The 15556-nt window shown below is 37.4% G+C and carries 17 protein-coding genes; 15 read left to right on the forward strand and 2 right to left on the reverse strand.

All coding sequences use genetic code 11. The annotated features are described in order from the left end of the window. Positions 1-106: 106 nt before the first annotated feature. The 15 genes from hprK (at position 107) to ACM6HU_RS15595 (ending at position 13790) form a co-directional block, all read left to right on the forward strand. Positions 107-1036, forward strand: coding sequence for an HPr(Ser) kinase/phosphatase (gene hprK, locus ACM6HU_RS15525; protein WP_016112515.1), 930 nt, complete (start codon positions 107-109; stop codon positions 1034-1036). 23 nt (positions 1037-1059) lie between these two features. Next, on the forward strand, positions 1060-1872 hold the full coding sequence (gene lgt, locus ACM6HU_RS15530) for a prolipoprotein diacylglyceryl transferase (protein WP_016112514.1): 813 nt from the start codon (positions 1060-1062) through the stop codon (positions 1870-1872). Between the two features lie 66 nt (positions 1873-1938). Beyond that, positions 1939-2577 carry a pyrophosphatase PpaX gene (gene ppaX / locus ACM6HU_RS15535; protein ID WP_016131103.1) on the forward strand — a complete coding sequence of 213 codons (639 nt, stop codon included), beginning with the start codon at positions 1939-1941 and terminating at the stop codon, positions 2575-2577. 21 nt (positions 2578-2598) lie between these two features. Next, complete coding sequence (locus tag ACM6HU_RS15540) at positions 2599-3120, forward strand: acyltransferase (protein ID WP_003201873.1); 522 nt, start codon at positions 2599-2601, stop codon at positions 3118-3120. 131 nt (positions 3121-3251) lie between these two features. Then, positions 3252-4763 carry a tetratricopeptide repeat protein gene (locus ACM6HU_RS15545; RefSeq protein WP_016112512.1) on the forward strand — a complete coding sequence of 504 codons (1512 nt, stop codon included), beginning with the start codon at positions 3252-3254 and terminating at the stop codon, positions 4761-4763. A gap of 77 nt (positions 4764-4840) precedes the next feature. Further along, a complete protein-coding gene (trxB, locus tag ACM6HU_RS15550; protein ID WP_016112511.1) occupies positions 4841-5797 on the forward strand; it encodes a thioredoxin-disulfide reductase in 957 nt (318 codons plus the stop codon). A gap of 230 nt (positions 5798-6027) precedes the next feature. Continuing rightward, positions 6028-6837: a DUF368 domain-containing protein gene (locus tag ACM6HU_RS15555; RefSeq protein WP_016112510.1), complete on the forward strand. Its 810-nt coding sequence runs from the start codon at positions 6028-6030 to the stop codon at positions 6835-6837. A gap of 214 nt (positions 6838-7051) precedes the next feature. Next, the gene (locus tag ACM6HU_RS15560; RefSeq protein ID WP_016112509.1) at positions 7052-7777 is read left to right on the forward strand and encodes a (Fe-S)-binding protein; all 726 of its coding nucleotides are present in this window, start codon (positions 7052-7054) and stop codon (positions 7775-7777) included. A gap of 16 nt (positions 7778-7793) precedes the next feature. After that, positions 7794-9227, forward strand: a complete 1434-nt coding sequence (locus ACM6HU_RS15565) for a LutB/LldF family L-lactate oxidation iron-sulfur protein (RefSeq protein WP_016112508.1) — start codon at positions 7794-7796, stop codon at positions 9225-9227. Then, positions 9208-9909: a LutC/YkgG family protein gene (locus ACM6HU_RS15570; protein ID WP_016112507.1), complete on the forward strand. Its 702-nt coding sequence runs from the start codon at positions 9208-9210 to the stop codon at positions 9907-9909. The genes ACM6HU_RS15565 and ACM6HU_RS15570 overlap by 20 nt, the downstream gene beginning before the upstream one ends. A gap of 244 nt (positions 9910-10153) precedes the next feature. After that, positions 10154-10612, forward strand: coding sequence for an NUDIX hydrolase (locus ACM6HU_RS15575; protein ID WP_001190078.1), 459 nt, complete (start codon positions 10154-10156; stop codon positions 10610-10612). Between the two features lie 20 nt (positions 10613-10632). Next, positions 10633-11514: an RNase adapter RapZ gene (gene rapZ / locus ACM6HU_RS15580; protein ID WP_016112506.1), complete on the forward strand. Its 882-nt coding sequence runs from the start codon at positions 10633-10635 to the stop codon at positions 11512-11514. A gap of 3 nt (positions 11515-11517) precedes the next feature. Next, positions 11518-12471 (forward strand): gluconeogenesis factor YvcK family protein, encoded by a 954-nt coding sequence (locus tag ACM6HU_RS15585; protein WP_016112505.1) that lies wholly within the window; start codon positions 11518-11520, stop codon positions 12469-12471. An 87-nt stretch (positions 12472-12558) separates the two neighbouring features. After that, the gene (gene whiA, locus ACM6HU_RS15590; RefSeq protein ID WP_016112504.1) at positions 12559-13509 is read left to right on the forward strand and encodes a DNA-binding protein WhiA; all 951 of its coding nucleotides are present in this window, start codon (positions 12559-12561) and stop codon (positions 13507-13509) included. A 23-nt stretch (positions 13510-13532) separates the two neighbouring features. Further along, entirely contained in the window at positions 13533-13790 is a 258-nt protein-coding gene (locus tag ACM6HU_RS15595) for an HPr family phosphocarrier protein (RefSeq protein WP_016112503.1), read from the forward strand. A 247-nt stretch (positions 13791-14037) separates the two neighbouring features. Here ACM6HU_RS15595 and ACM6HU_RS15600 read toward each other — a convergent pair whose 3' ends face one another. Next, positions 14038-15267, reverse strand: a complete 1230-nt coding sequence (locus ACM6HU_RS15600; protein WP_016112502.1) for a DUF438 domain-containing protein — start codon at positions 15265-15267, stop codon at positions 14038-14040. A 12-nt stretch (positions 15268-15279) separates the two neighbouring features. Further along, a complete protein-coding gene (locus ACM6HU_RS15605; protein WP_016112501.1) occupies positions 15280-15507 on the reverse strand; it encodes a DUF1858 domain-containing protein in 228 nt (75 codons plus the stop codon). Between the last annotated feature and the right edge of the window lie 49 nt (positions 15508-15556).

A 15556-nucleotide genomic window follows, 5' to 3' on the forward strand; every position in this document is an offset into this window, starting at 1 on the left:
AGTAGAAACCATATTTCTTGTTTTCAGAAAAAAATGGTACAATATCGGTTAGAATGGAATTTTACATCAAATAAGACTGAACCCGCAGCGGAGTGGAGGTTTACATATGCCGAAAGTAAGGACAAAAGATTTAATTGAGCAATTTCAATTGGAATTAGTAAGTGGTGAGGAAGGAATTCATCGTCCAATTGATACAAGTGATTTATCGCGACCTGGAATTGAAATGGCAGGATTCTTTACATATTATCCAGCAGATCGCGTACAGCTTCTTGGAAAAACGGAGCTTACTTTTTTTGATACATTAACAACTGAGCAAAAGCAAGAAAGAATGACAGCTCTTTGTACAGAAGAGACGCCGTGTATTATTGTAACGCGTAGTCAAGATGTACCTGGAGAATTATTGCAAGCATCACGTGAGTTTGGTGTGCCTCTTTTACGCTCTTCCCAAACGACGACAAGACTATCAAGTCGTTTAACAAATTATTTAGAAGGTAAGTTAGCACCAACAACTGCCGTTCACGGTGTATTAGTAGATATTTACGGCGTTGGTGTTTTAATTACAGGTCAAAGCGGCGTCGGGAAAAGTGAAACAGCACTTGAACTTGTTAAACGCGGTCACCGCTTAGTTGCGGATGATAGCGTAGAAATTCGTCAAGAAGATGAAGATACGTTAGTAGGAAGCTCGCCAGATTTAATTGAGCATTTACTAGAAATTCGTGGTCTAGGTATTATTAACGTCATGACGTTATTTGGTGCAGGGGCTGTGCGAAACTACAAGCGTATTACACTTGTGATTAATCTTGAGATTTGGGATCAAAAGAAAAACTATGATCGTCTAGGTCTTGATGAAGAGAAAATGAAAATTATAGATACAGAACTTACGAAGATTACACTTCCAGTTCGTCCTGGCCGAAACTTGGCTGTTATTATTGAAGTAGCAGCAATGAACTTCAGATTAAAACGAATGGGAGTCAATGCAGCACAACAATTTTCTGAGCGCTTAATGAGTGCGATTGAACTAGGAAATCAAGAATAAGTTTGGAGAGAGAGGTCATACATATGCTGTTAGGTTCTGTACCACAGCTAGATCGTGTAGCGATTCAGCTTGGACCATTCCCAGTCTATTGGTATGGGGTTATTATTGGGACAGGTGTTTTGCTTGGACTTTGGTTAGCTACGCGCGAGGGTGAACGATTAGGTATTCCAAAAGATACTTTTGTCGATCTTGTTTTAATTGCGGTACCAATCGCGATTATTTGCGCACGCGCATACTATGTTATTTTTGAGTGGGAATATTATGTGCAAGACCCAAGGCAAATTATTAATATTCGTCAAGGTGGATTGGCGATTCATGGTGGTTTAATCGGAGCGGTGATTACGGGGATTTTCTTTGCGAAAAAACGTGGTATTTCCTTCTGGAAGCTGGCTGATATTGCAGCACCAAGTATTCTTCTTGGACAAGCAATTGGCCGATGGGGAAATTTTATGAACCAAGAGGCTCACGGCGGTGAAGTAACAAGACAGTTTTTAGAAGGCTTACATTTACCAGAGTTTATTGTGAATCAAATGTATATTAATGGTGTATATTATCATCCAACGTTCTTATATGAATCATTATGGAATTTTGCAGGTGTAATTCTATTATTGTTATTACGCAAAGCGAATTTACGCCGTGGTGAATTATTCTTTACGTATTTAATTTGGTATTCAGTTGGACGTTTCTTTGTGGAAGGCCTACGTACGGATAGCTTAATGTTAGGACCGCTTCGCATTGCGCAAGTGATGTCCATCGGGCTTGTTGTTATTTCTATCATTTTCATTATTGTGAGACGTATAATGGGGCAAGCTGATAAAAGATATTCAGAAAACTAGAGAAAAGTAGCATCTTATATGAGATGCTGCTTCTTTCATATTCAGGCAGTGAAAGGACCTTAGCATATGAAAATAAATACAGTGTTATTTGATTTAGATGGAACATTAATAAATACAAATGAACTTATTATTTCTTCTTTTTTACACACGTTAAATAAGTACTATCCAGATCAGTATAAGCGCGAAGATATATTGCCATTTATCGGTCCATCTTTGCATGAGACGTTTCGTTCAATGGATGAGGGCAAGGTAGATGAGATGATTCAGTGCTATCGTCAGTTTAATCATGACCATCATGATGAACTAGTGGAAGAATATGAAACTGTCTATGAAACCGTTCAGGAATTAAAGAAACAAGGTTATAAAATTGGAATTGTGACCACGAAGGCGAGACAAACAGTAGAAATGGGTTTAAAGCTTTCAAAATTAAAGGAGTTCTTTGATGTTGTTGTAACAATTGATGATGTAGAACACGTGAAACCACATCCAGAACCCATTCAAAAAGCATTGAAACTATTGGATGCAAAACCGGAAGAAACATTAATGGTTGGTGATAACCATCATGATATAGTAGGCGGACAAAACGCAGGTACGAAAACAGCAGCAGTGGCATGGACGATTAAAGGTAGAGAGTACTTAGAATCGTATAAGCCGGATTATGTACTAGATAAAATGAGTGATTTATTATCTATTTTGTCTGAATAGTAGATAAGGGGAGAGAGCAAAGTGCGACGGACAACGCGCTACCCTGTTTCAGGAGCAAATTCATTATGGAATGTGTATAAAACAGTATCCTTCTTTAAGGTAATGAAAAATTTTATTGTTATTCAAATTGCACGCTATACGCCATTTTTATCTGTGAAGAACTGGTTGTATCGTACGTTTTTACGGATGAAAGTCGGAGAGCAAACATCATTTGCACTTATGGCTATGCCTGATACTATGTTTCCAGAAAAGATTACAGTTGGAGCAAATTCAATAATTGGTTACAATACAACGATTTTAGCTCACGAATATTTAATTACGGAATATCGTCTTGGAGAAGTAATCATAGGGAATGAAGTGATGATTGGAGCAAATTCAACTGTATTGCCAGGTGTGAAGATTGGGGACGGTGCTATTGTTTCAGCAGGTACGCTTGTTCACCGTGATGTACCAAGCGGTGCTTTTGTAGGTGGAAATCCAATGCGTATCATTTATACGAAGGAAGAGATGGCAGAGAGGAGAAAGTCAATGTTAAAAATGTAACATTTCTCTTCTCTTTTTATGAATAAAAAGGAAATAATTGATTATAATATACTGTTTTGTTTTTTACGGAATCGTTTATACTTATAAATAGAAGAAGGTATGAACGAAGAAAACAAAAAACTGGAGGATATATGGGGAAAAATCAAAGAATATTTAAGGAGAACGGACAAGTTATCTCTTTTAATCAATTAGCTGATTTCTTTTATAAAAAAGGGATGAAGTCTTATCGCAATCATAAATTACAAGATGCGATTAAATATTTTCGAAGAGCGGCACAAAGTGAGAAAGAGCCGTTTATTTTATGTCAATTAGCTACGGTATTATCGGAAGTCGGTGAGTATCAAGAATCAAATCAAATTTTCTTGAAACTGATTCGTTCGAATTCTAATATTGAACAGTGCTATTATTTTGTAGCAAATAATTACGCATATCTTGGCTTGTTTCAGCAGGCGAAGAAGTATGCGGAGCAATATTTAGAGATAGCTACAGAGAAGGAATTTGTGGAAGAGACGTTAGAATTGCTTGAAATTATGGAAGAAGAATCAATGGATGCGGAAGAGTTTGAAGATGAAGATGAGTTAATTGTCATGCAGGAACAAGCGAACCGTTATATTCGCAACGGACAATTAGAAGAAGCAATTGCTACACTTGAAGTTGTTACGAAAGATTATCCAGAATTTTGGTCAGGTTATAATAATTTAGCAATTGCTCATTTTCAGTTAGGAAATGTAGATAAAGCATTAAAGTTAACAGAGATGATTTTAGAGAAAAATCCTGGTAATATGCATGCGTTATGTAATACGCTTATTTTTCTATATTCAATTGGAGAGCATAAGCAAGTAGAGGCGTTAGCGAAGCAACTAGAATCCGTATATCCGATGTCATTTGAGCATCGATTGAAGCTAGGAACAACATTCGCGACAATTGGTCACTTTGCATCGGCATATAAATGGTTAAGGTTATTAAAGCGTCAAGGTTATGAAGGAGATGTCAGCTTTTACTATTGGTTTGCATACTCTGCTTATATGATAAAAGATCAACAGACAGCGGAAAAGATGTGGCAATCTGTTGTAGAATTACACCCTGATAAAAAAGGGAAAGAGCCGTGGAATGCCCTGCATTTAGCTGATGAAGGACAGAATGTTTTGTTTGAAGAGCTGAGGAAATCTTTCCAGCAAAGTACAACGTTAGAAGAGCAAATGTTAGCACTGTATTTAATGAATGAATTAACAACACCTGAGAAGATTGGCTTTTTCTTTGATGTGACGCAGGCGAAAAATCGTGTGCCAATTGTTTCGCAACTGGCAAAATACTTCTTTTTAATGAGCAGTCATAAGAGTATTCCGAGCGAGTTACAACCGTTTGAACAATGTATTCGGATTGCGGATGCCTTATATAACTATACAAATAAAGAAGATGAATTGATTGAAGAGTGCTTACATTTTTGGTTTTGTACTTTTATACGCCTATATACATCTGGGACGGTATTTACAAACGTGTTTGGTTGGTCTGCGGCAATCGAGTATATTGTGCGCGGAGAACAGAGAAATAAAATGACACAGGCCGAACTTGGAAATATATATAATGTATCTGTGGCAACTGTGAGAAAATATGTGCAAGTAGTAAAGCGTACTCACACGTAGGCAAATCATTGGGAAAAAACAGATGCTAACAGTATAATGAGGGTAAGTTATGGTAGGAATGAATAGGAGTGAATAGTGTGTCAGAAGAAAAAATTTATGATGTCATTATTATTGGTGCTGGGCCAGCTGGGATGACAGCTGCAGTGTATACGTCTCGTGCAAATTTAAGCACGCTTATGCTTGAACGTGGTATTCCAGGCGGACAAATGGCAAACACAGAAGATGTAGAAAACTATCCAGGTTATGAATCTATTTTAGGACCTGATTTATCAAATAAAATGTTCGAGCATGCGAAGAAATTCGGTGCTGAATATGCATATGGTGATGTGAAAGAAGTCATCGATGGCAAAGAATATAAAACAGTTGTAGCTGGTAAAAAAGAATACAAAACACGCGCGATTATTGTTGCAAGTGGTGCAGAGTATAAAAAAATCGGTGTACCAGGTGAAAAAGAACTTGGCGGCCGTGGTGTATCATATTGCGCGGTATGTGACGGCGCTTTCTTTAAAGGGAAAGAACTTGTTGTTGTTGGCGGTGGAGATTCTGCTGTTGAGGAAGGTGTGTATTTAACACGTTTCGCATCAAAAGTAACAATCGTTCACCGTCGTGATGCTCTTCGCGCACAGAAAATTCTTCAAGACCGTGCTTTCCAAAATGAGAAAGTGGACTTCATTTGGAATCATACTGTAAAAGAAATTAACGAAGAGAATGGTAAAGTAGGTAGTGTAACACTTGTAGATGTTAACACTGGTGAAGAACAAGAATTTAAAGCAGATGGTGCTTTTATCTATATCGGAATGTTACCACTATCAAAACCATTTACTGAGCTTGGCATTACAAATGAAAATGGTTATATTGAAACAAATGAACGTATGGAAACGAAAGTTCCTGGTATTTTCGCAGCTGGTGATGTTCGCGAAAAAATGCTTCGTCAAATTGTAACAGCAACTGGCGATGGTAGTATCGCAGCACAAAGTGCACAGCATTATGTAGAAGAGTTGTTAGAGGAATTAAAAACTGTAACAGAAAAATAAGGATATGAATCCTTTTAAAGAAGAAAGTTACCTTCATAGATGGTAGCTTTCTTTTTTTATCATTTTAACCGAGAAGACCCCCTCCTCTAAACGAAGTGAAGGTGGGGGTAGTTCAATTTCTGCCTAAAATGTCAAATGTTTGTCAAATTTCTCATGGGACGCACAAATAGTTATTGTTATACTAGAATTTACGAAAAAAATGATTATGGGAAATGAGGAGTTTATTCAGTATGGAATGGCGTAATATATATCGTGGTTTTTGTATGGGAGTTAGTGATTTAATTCCTGGTGTAAGCGGCGGGACAATTGCTGTTGTACTAGGGATTTATGAAAGATTGCTTGCGGCAATTAGCGGATTCTTTAGTCGTGAATGGAAAAAACATTTAGGCTTTTTAATTCCGCTTGCTGCTGGTGTAGCGGTGGCATTTTTAACATTAAGTCATGTGATTAAGTATTTACTGGCAAATCATTATGAGCCAACGCAGTTTTTCTTCCTTGGTTTAATCTTGAGTATTTTACCAATGTTAATGAAGGAAGCAAATGCAAAGGAAACATTTAAAGCAGGACATATTGTTCTACTAATCGTTGCAGCGGCTCTTGTAGCTGTAACAGCATTTTTTAAGCCAGATAAAGCGGCAGATCCGATTACTACGTTAACAATTTTAAATACAATTGGACTATTTTTGGCAGGTTGGATGGCAAGTATGGCTATGCTACTTCCAGGGATTAGCGGATCATTTATTTTATTAATTATTGGTGTATATCCAACAGCGATTAATGCATTAACAACATTAAACCTACCGCTAATTGCAGTCATTGGTGCAGGTGTTATGGTTGGATTTGTGGTGAGTAGTAAAGGGATTAGCTACTTATTAGCACATTTTAAAAGTGCAACATTCGCTGCAATTATTGGGCTTGTCATCGGATCGATTGCAGTAGTGTTTCCTGGGATTCCAGCCGGTGGTATGTCGATTGTAAGTTCTATTATTACGTTTATTTTAGGGTTTGCGATTGTATCGTATTTTAGTAAGAAAAAGTGATTGAGAGATAGCTCTCAATCACTTTTTTTGTTATTTGCATTTATATTTTTTGTATTTTTTACCAAGAATATACGAAAGCGATCCTTTTGGTGAAAAAGTTACTTGAGCTTACTTTTCTGCTTTATCTTGCCTTTCAACATTTGGTAGGAAAGTAAACCTTCTGTAAAAGTACAATTCATGACAGGCTACTTTACTTTATTTGGGGGTGTAAAATATGAAAGTGTCAATATTTATCACTTGTGTTGTAGATGTTTTTTATCCAGAAGTAGGAAAAGATGTTGTGGAAATTCTTGAAGATTTAGGGTGTGAAGTTGATTTCCCTAAAGACCAAACCTGCTGCGGACAGCCTGCTTATAATAGCGGTTATCATAAAGAAACAAGAACAGCTGCAAAACATATGATTAAAGCTTTTGCGAATTCGGAATATGTTGTAGCGCCATCAGGATCTTGCGCTATGATGGTTCACGAGTTTTCTAGTTTATTTTCTGAAAGTGAAGCAGAGTGGAAGAAAAAAGCTACTGAACTTGCAAATAAAACATATGAATTCACACAGTTTCTTGTTGAAGTATTAGGGAAAGAAGACTTAGGTGCGGAGCTTCATAAAAAAGCAACGGTTCATACATCTTGCCATATGAGCCGATTAATGGGGATTAAGGAACCGCCGCAAAAATTATTAAAATGTGTAAAGGGACTGGAAGTTGTTTCGTTATCACATAATTATGATTGCTGTGGATTTGGGGGCACATTCTCAGTGAAAATGCCAGAAATCTCTGAGCAAATGGTCGATGAAAAAGTAAAGCATATTATGGAAACCGGTGCAGAACTGTTAATCGGGATGGATTGTAGCTGCTTAATGAATATAAAAGGACGTTTAACACGCAATGGTTACCCAATTGATGTAAAGCATATTGCTCAAGTATTAAATGAAGATCGAAAATAAGAGGGGGGATATAAAGATGGGAATGAAAATTGGGAACGATCCTTTTCATAAGCGTGCTGAAACAGGTATAGGGGATCAATTCATGAGACAGGCTGTCAGGAAAGCACAAGATGGTCTTAGAGGCAAGAAATTAAAAGCTACTGAGAGTCTTGGGAATTGGGAGGAATGGCGAGCTTTAGGGGAAGAAATTCGAAAGCATACATTAGAAAACCTTGATTATTATTTGTATCAACTGAGTGAAAATATTGAGAAAAACGGTGGTTTTGTTTATTTTGCAAAGACTGCAGAAGACGCAAGGGAATATGTAAAAGGGATTGTAAAAAAGAAAAACGCGAAAAAAATTGTGAAATCAAAATCTATGGTAACGGAAGAGATTAGTTTAAATGAAGCGATTGAAGAGGCTGGAGGAGAAGTGTTAGAAACGGACCTTGCCGAATTTATTCTGCAAGTGAACGACCACGATCCTCCATCACATATTGTTGTTCCGTGTCTTCATAAGGATAAAGAACACATTTGTGAAATATTTAAAACAAAGTTAGATTATACTGGAACATCTGATCCTACGGAAATGGCGAGGTTTGTAAGGAATTATTTGCGTGATGATTTTTTTACAGCGGATGTAGGGGTGACAGGATGTAACTTTGCTGTTGCAGAGTCTGGGTCTATTTCTATCGTGGCAAACGAAGGAAATGCAAGACTTACCACGACGCTTCCGAAAACGTTAATTACAGTTATGGGAATGGAACGTATTGTTCCGACATGGGAAGAGCTTGATGTATTAGTAACACTTCTATGCCGAAGTTCTGTAGGACAAAAGTTAACAAGTTATATTACAGGGTTAACCGAGCCCGGCGGGACAGACGGACCTGAGGAATTTCATTTAGTCATTGTTGATAATGGTCGTTCTAATATTTTAGGAACAGAATTTCAAAGTATCCTTCAGTGCATTCGCTGTGCGGCATGTATTAATGTATGTCCCATATATCGGCATATCGGTGGACATGCGTATGGCTCCATTTATCCAGGACCGATTGGAGCTGTGTTGACACCACTTTTAGGAGGATATGATGAATATAAAGATTTACCTTATGCATCTAGCCTTTGTGGAGCTTGTACAGAAGCGTGTCCAGTGAAAATACCGTTACACGATTTATTAATTAAACATCGCCGCCACATTGTAGAAGAAGCGAAACAATCACCTGTAGCTTGGAACGTGGCTATGAAAGGTTTTGAAAAAGCGGTGAATAGCTCCAGGTTATTTTCCCTTGCTACAAAGACCGCTCCGTATGCATTAAAGCCTCTTACAAAAGGGGACAAGATCGAGCGTGGAATCGGTCCGTTAAAAGCTTGGACGGATGCGAGAGATTTTCCAGTTCCAGAAAAACAGCCGTTTAGAGATTGGTTTAAAAAACGTGTAAAGGAGAACGATAATGGCCATCCAAAATCGTGAGGAATTTTTATTCCAATTATCAGAAAAGCTTGGCAGAAAACGTCCGGAAGCAGTAAAAAAACCGAACTGGTCTTTTTCTCCGCAGTGGACTGTTTTTGACGGATTAACACAAGATGAACTTGTACTAAAGTTAATAGAGCAATGTGAGGTAATTCATACACAAGTTAAGCGAACAACAAAGGCCAGGCTTGTTGAAACATTACAATCTTTTCTAACAGAGTGGAATATCCAATCTGTTATGTATTCTAATGATGAACGGTTCAAGGAATATGGTCTCAGTCAATTTTTAAGCAATGAAGGTACAATACATTTTCGTAAGTGGGGCTTAGATCATAAAGAAGAGAACATAGAATTTGCGAAAGCTGCTGACCTTGGCATTACGTTCAGTGATATCGCTCTTGCTGAATCAGGAACCGTTGTTCTATTTAATGATGGATTAAAAGGAAGGCACGTTAGTCTTCTTCCTAAGTCATATATTGCAATTGTTCCTAAAAGTACGATTGTGCCAAGGTTAACCCAGGCTACAAAAGTCATTCACCATCAAAATAAAGCGGGAGACAAATTGCCAGCTTGTGTGAATTTCGTTTCTGGTCCGTCAAATAGTGCAGATATTGAAATGAATCTCGTCGTAGGTGTACATGGGCCAATCAGAACAGCGTATATTATTGTGGATGATCAATAAGGATTTACGTCTCCTTACCAAATAATGAGTTAAAAGATTTGACTTGATCTTTGTATATTGCGTATAAGATATGCCAATTGTGAGGGATTCTATTTTGTAATCCAACAGCGATGGGAATTAATTTCCATCGTTTTTTTGTTTCTTTAGGCCAGGAGCTCCTTCATTGTGACAAAGTGTTTTTGATAGTATAATGAAATGAGTATGTGATGAAGAAATTCATCATAAGTAGCTGAGGTGAAGAAACATGCAAAGAGTAACAAACTGTGTGTTAATCAAAGATAATGAAGTTCTCCTATTACAAAAACCTCGTCGGAACTGGTGGGTTGCACCGGGCGGGAAAATGGAACGCGGTGAAACAGTAAGAGATTCCGTTGTTCGCGAATATCGTGAAGAAACAGGTATTTATTTAAAGAACCCAGCGTTAAAGGGGGTCTTCACTTTTGTCATTCAAGAAGGTGATAAAGTTGTTTCTGAATGGATGATGTTCTCCTTTTTAGCGACAGATTTTGCAGGAGAAAACAAATTGGAAAGCGAAGAAGGCATCATAGGCTGGCATACATTTGATAAAATTGATGAGTTAGCAATGGCACCAGGAGATTATCACATTATTGATTATTTAATTAAAGGAAATGGAATAATCTACGGTACGTTTGTATATACACCAGACTTTGAATTACTTTCATATCGATTGGATCCGAGCTAAACCGTCAAGGAGGGGATACAATGACAGCGAATAATGATATTAAAATGGTAATTATTACAGGAATGTCCGGTGCAGGAAAAACAGTAGCCTTACAAAGTTTTGAAGATTTAGGATATTTTTGTGTAGATAACTTACCACCGATGTTATTGCCGAAGTTTGTTGAACTTATGGCAGACTCGAAAGGAAAAATGAATAAAGTGGCACTTGGTATTGATTTACGTGGCCGCGAATTTTTTGAACATTTATGGGGAGCGCTTGATGATTTATCAGAACGCACTTGGATCATTCCTCATATTTTATTTTTAGATGCTAAAGATAGCACGCTTGTAACGCGTTACAAAGAAACGAGACGTTCGCATCCGCTTGCGCCGACGGGTTTGCCGTTAAAAGGGATTGAGGCAGAGCGTAATTTATTAACAGACATGAAGGCAAGAGCTAATATTGTACTCGATACGTCTGAGTTAAAACCGAAAGAATTGCGCGAGAAAATTGTTCATCTGTTTTCAACAGAAAATGAGCAAGCGTTTCGTGTAAATGTGATGTCATTTGGATTTAAGTACGGTATTCCGATTGATGCTGATTTAGTATTTGATGTTCGTTTTTTACCAAATCCATATTATATTCCACAGATGAAGCCTTTAACAGGACTGGATGAAGAAGTTTCGTCATATGTGCTCAAATTTAATGAAACACATAAATTTTTAGAAAAGCTGACGGATCTCATTACTTTCATGCTTCCTCATTATAAAAGAGAAGGTAAGAGTCAACTTGTAATTGCAATTGGATGTACAGGTGGGCAACATCGTTCTGTTACGCTTGCAGAATACCTTGGAAAACATTTGAAACCAGAATATATCGTTCATGTATCTCATCGTGATGTGGAGAAGAGAAAGGGCCATTAAGGGATGAAAAAAGAGAGAAAACCTAAAATTGTCATCATGGGAGGAGGAACTGGACTATCTGTTTTATTAAGAGGATTGAAGAAATATCCTGTTGATATTACAGCGGTTGTTACAGTAGCTGATGATGGTGGCAGTTCAGGTAGATTGCGTGATGAGTTAGAAATTCCACCACCAGGCGACATTCGTAACGTACTTGTTGCGTTATCAGATGTAGAGCCGCTTGTGGAAGCTTTATTTCAACATCGTTTTACATCCGGAGAAGGTTTAACGGGTCATGCATTAGGTAATTTATTGCTAGCTGGGATGACGTCGATTACAGGAGACTTTTTCCATGCCATTACAGAAACGAGTAAAGTGTTAAATGTAAGAGGGCGTGTTTTACCAGCGGCCAATCAAAGTGTTGTGCTTCATGCAGAACTGGAAGATGGGCAAATTGTAACAGGTGAGTCGAAAATTCCGTATTTTGGGAAAAAGATTAATCGCGTATTTTTAACACCGGGTGATGTAGAACCACTGTATGAGACATTGATGGAGATTCAGCGGGCTGATTTGCTTGTTTTTGGTCCGGGTAGTTTGTATACAAGTATCTTACCGAATTTAATCGTGAAAAAAATCGGGGACGCTGTTCTTGCTGCAAAGGCGAAAAAGGCATATGTATGTAATGTCATGACACAAGCCGGTGAAACAATGGGGTATACAGCATTTGATCATGTGCAAGCTTTGCATGATCATCTTGGAGCACCTTTCATCGATACAGCGATTGTAAATAATCATGATATTCCTGCTGGATTACGTAAACTGTATGCAGAAGAGCTGTCTGAACCTGTTGTGGTTGATGAAGATCGTTTTGCTGAAAGTAAGATTCGTTTAATTCAAGATGAATTAGCAAAGTATGATGATCAAGTTGTAAGACATGATACATTAAAACTAGCTTCTATTTTATATTCGTTGTTATAAGCATGCGTTATCTCTTTATGAGATAACGCTACTCATTCATATAGGACAAAATTGTTGTTCCCAAATATCGTATAAGGAGGTGGGGCTGTGTCATTTGCATCAGAAACAAAGAAAGAGCTGACAAAGCTTGAGATGAAGGAGTGCTGTGAGAAAGCGGAGTTATCAGCATTGCTTCGAATGAACGGATCACTTTCTTTTTCAAACCGTCGTCTTTCGATTGATATTCAAACAGAAAATGCAGCAATTGCCAGAAGAATTTACACATTGCTGAAAAAAGGATATGACGTAACGGTAGAATTACTTGTTCGTAAAAAGATGCGACTTAAGAAAAATAATGTATATATCGTTCGGCTTGTTGAAAAATCACGTGAAATATTAGCAGATTTGCATATTGTAAGAGGAGACTTTTCATTTATTCGCAATATCTCACAGGAATTGATTGAAAAGAAATGCTGTAAACGATCGTATTTAAGAGGTGCATTTTTAGCAGGTGGTTCAGTAAATAACCCAGAAACATCATCTTATCATTTAGAGGTCTTTTCGCTATACAAGGAACATAATGATTCTATATGTGAACTGATGAACGGATTTGATTTAAATAGTAAGACGTTGGAAAGGCGTAAAGGGTATATTACGTATTTAAAAGAAGCGGAGAAAATTACGGAGTTCCTAAACATTATTGGTGCACATAATGCGTTGTTAAGATTTGAAGATATTCGTATTGTTCGCGATATGCGTAATTCAGTCAATCGTTTAGTGAATTGCGAAACAGCCAATTTAAATAAAACAATTGGTGCTGCTTTAAGGCAAATCGAAAATATTCGTTACATTGATGAGACGGTGGGACTGGATGTCTTGCCAGATAAACTGCGCGAGATTGCACAATTACGTATTAATTATCAGGATGTAACATTGAAAGAATTAGGCGAGATGGTATCTGGGGGGAAAATCAGTAAATCAGGTATCAATCATCGTTTGCGTAAAATCGATGAAATCGCAGAGAAATTACGCGCGGGGGAACCGGTAGCAAAAAAATAACGGTAAAGGGGAGAAACGGAGCTATGGTTCAAAAACAGGTTGAGGTTGCATTAAAAAACGGCTTGCAAGCACGTCCGGCTGCGTTGTTTGTACAAGAGGCGAATCGTTTTCATGCTGATATTTTCATTGAGAAAGATGGTAAAACAGTCAACGCGAAGAGTATAATGGGGATTATGAGCTTAGCGATTGGATCTGGCAGCAGTGTAACGATTATAACAGAAGGGTCAGATGCAGAAGCTGCTTTAGAAGCGCTGGCTGCTTATGTGCAAAATAAACAGTAAAACAGCTATCGCCCACGCGATAGCTGTTTTACTGTGAATGGTCGATATGTTGTGTTGAATCGTCAATGAGTTCACTTTATCATTCTCATATAAAGTGAAACTTTAATCAGTGGGAGGGTCTTCATCCCCCACTGATTATTAGCCCTCACCAATCGGGCTTTTACGGGCAGTTGATCCCTCACCTATCCACCTCGGGTTTCTTTGAATCTTGAGGTGGGGGTCTTACTGCCCGTTAATGCGAGATAAATTATGAAAGAATCCGTTTTTCTCCTTGGAGCTCACGAATTGGTTGAATGTTTTGTGTGAATTCGACAGTTCCTATATATTTTCCATCTGCATTGCGCACTGCGAAGTAACGAATATATACATATTTATCTTGAAATTGAATCCAAAAATCTTCGCAATCTTTTTTTCCAGATTTGAAATCTTCTAAGAGCTTTTCAACGACATGAACGCTTTTTGGTGGATGACAGTTTTGCACTGTTCGACCAATGACAGCTTTCGTACGAGCAAAGATTCGTTCTTTTCCATGAGAGAAGTAACGCACAACATCATTTTCATCAATGAATGTAATATCAACAGGTAAGTGATTTAACATTAGTTCTAACTGTTTTAAAGATAATATACCTGTTTCAAAACGAATCAGGCCTCCGGACAGGGCTTCTTCTTTGATCATATTTCTTTCTGGTTTCCATGTACTTGTAGGACTTGTTAAGCAGTAGCCAATTTCATTACTTTCATGAGCGATTTTTAGCCATTCATCTTCTGTAAGAGTTTGAAGGGCCATCGGAAATAAAATATTTTCTTCTTTAAAAATCATTTCAGTTACGTCATGGATGACGAAAGAAACGCTGTCTAAGACTGATTTTTTATCTTGATTATAATTTACTAATTTTTGTTTTGCCTCTTTAATAGCAGCACGAATTCTGTCATCAACGCCCCACATAACTTGAGTTGGTCCATAAATGCCGTATTTCTCTAGATAAGGGAAAAGTAGATTTTCTTTCCGGCTATAATGTTTATCAACATCGATTAATAAATTTAAGTCTTCTATTAGTTTATAAATATTTTCTTCGCTATCTTCTTTTTCAAAACGTTCATAGTGAAGTTGAAGTTTGAAATTCACAAGTAGATCGATTTCTTTGTTTTCCATTTTAAATGTATAAATGGGATGGCCTGGTTGCTCTTCTTGTTTATTAGATTGATGAATTTCTTCAATGGATCCTTTAAAAACAGCTGTATGAACGGAGCATAAGCGTTGTACTTCTTCAACTGGAATTCCTTCTTCCTCCATAAGTGCCTGTTCGAGCTTTGAAATTTCTGCTACGGTAATATTTCCGATCGCTTCTTGAAACTGAGCTGTTACATCTTCAATGTTTTTTCCGTTATGAAGATCTTTAATAATCGTCTTTAAGATTGCTTGACGTTCAGCGTTATTTATATCTTCTTGTTCCCTGTTATTAATGATTTCGCTCATAAGGATTCTCCTCTACTCGTTAATGTGAAATCCACTATTTTGAAAAGCCTCTTTTACTACGTCTAATGAAATACCTTTCAGTAGACATCCTTTCGGAATCGTCATTACTCGTCCAACGGTTTGTAGCATATTAGGTTTTGTTATATTTTCAAATCCAAGATTTTTTAAAATCGGAAGAACTTCAGGACATTGAGTCGTTAAATCATAAACAGTATGATGAAAATTAATTTGCTTTGTCATTATTCTCACCTCGAAATGATTGATATTAATTATCAATTACACTGTAACA

It is taken from the genome of Bacillus sp. IT-79MI2, assembly GCF_949768135.1.
In the GTDB taxonomy this organism is placed as follows: domain Bacteria; phylum Bacillota; class Bacilli; order Bacillales; family Bacillaceae_G; genus Bacillus_A; species Bacillus_A pseudomycoides.

Coding starts and splice junctions, on each gene's coding strand:
- hprK (WP_016112515.1), top strand. CDS start 107: ATGCCGAAAGTAAGGACAAAAGATTTAATTGAGCAATTTCAATTGGAA.
- lgt (WP_016112514.1), top strand. CDS start 1,060: ATGCTGTTAGGTTCTGTACCACAGCTAGATCGTGTAGCGATTCAGCTT.
- ppaX (WP_016131103.1), top strand. CDS start 1,939: ATGAAAATAAATACAGTGTTATTTGATTTAGATGGAACATTAATAAAT.
- ACM6HU_RS15545 (WP_016112512.1), top strand. CDS start 3,252: ATGGGGAAAAATCAAAGAATATTTAAGGAGAACGGACAAGTTATCTCT.
- ACM6HU_RS15555 (WP_016112510.1), top strand. CDS start 6,028: ATGGAATGGCGTAATATATATCGTGGTTTTTGTATGGGAGTTAGTGAT.
- ACM6HU_RS15560 (WP_016112509.1), top strand. CDS start 7,052: ATGAAAGTGTCAATATTTATCACTTGTGTTGTAGATGTTTTTTATCCA.
- ACM6HU_RS15565 (WP_016112508.1), top strand. CDS start 7,794: ATGGGAATGAAAATTGGGAACGATCCTTTTCATAAGCGTGCTGAAACA.
- ACM6HU_RS15570 (WP_016112507.1), top strand. CDS start 9,208: ATGGCCATCCAAAATCGTGAGGAATTTTTATTCCAATTATCAGAAAAG.
- ACM6HU_RS15575 (WP_001190078.1), top strand. CDS start 10,154: ATGCAAAGAGTAACAAACTGTGTGTTAATCAAAGATAATGAAGTTCTC.
- rapZ (WP_016112506.1), top strand. CDS start 10,633: ATGACAGCGAATAATGATATTAAAATGGTAATTATTACAGGAATGTCC.
- ACM6HU_RS15585 (WP_016112505.1), top strand. CDS start 11,518: ATGAAAAAAGAGAGAAAACCTAAAATTGTCATCATGGGAGGAGGAACT.
- ACM6HU_RS15595 (WP_016112503.1), top strand. CDS start 13,533: ATGGTTCAAAAACAGGTTGAGGTTGCATTAAAAAACGGCTTGCAAGCA.
- ACM6HU_RS15600 (WP_016112502.1), bottom strand. CDS start 15,267: ATGAGCGAAATCATTAATAACAGGGAACAAGAAGATATAAATAACGCT.
- ACM6HU_RS15605 (WP_016112501.1), bottom strand. CDS start 15,507: ATGACAAAGCAAATTAATTTTCATCATACTGTTTATGATTTAACGACT.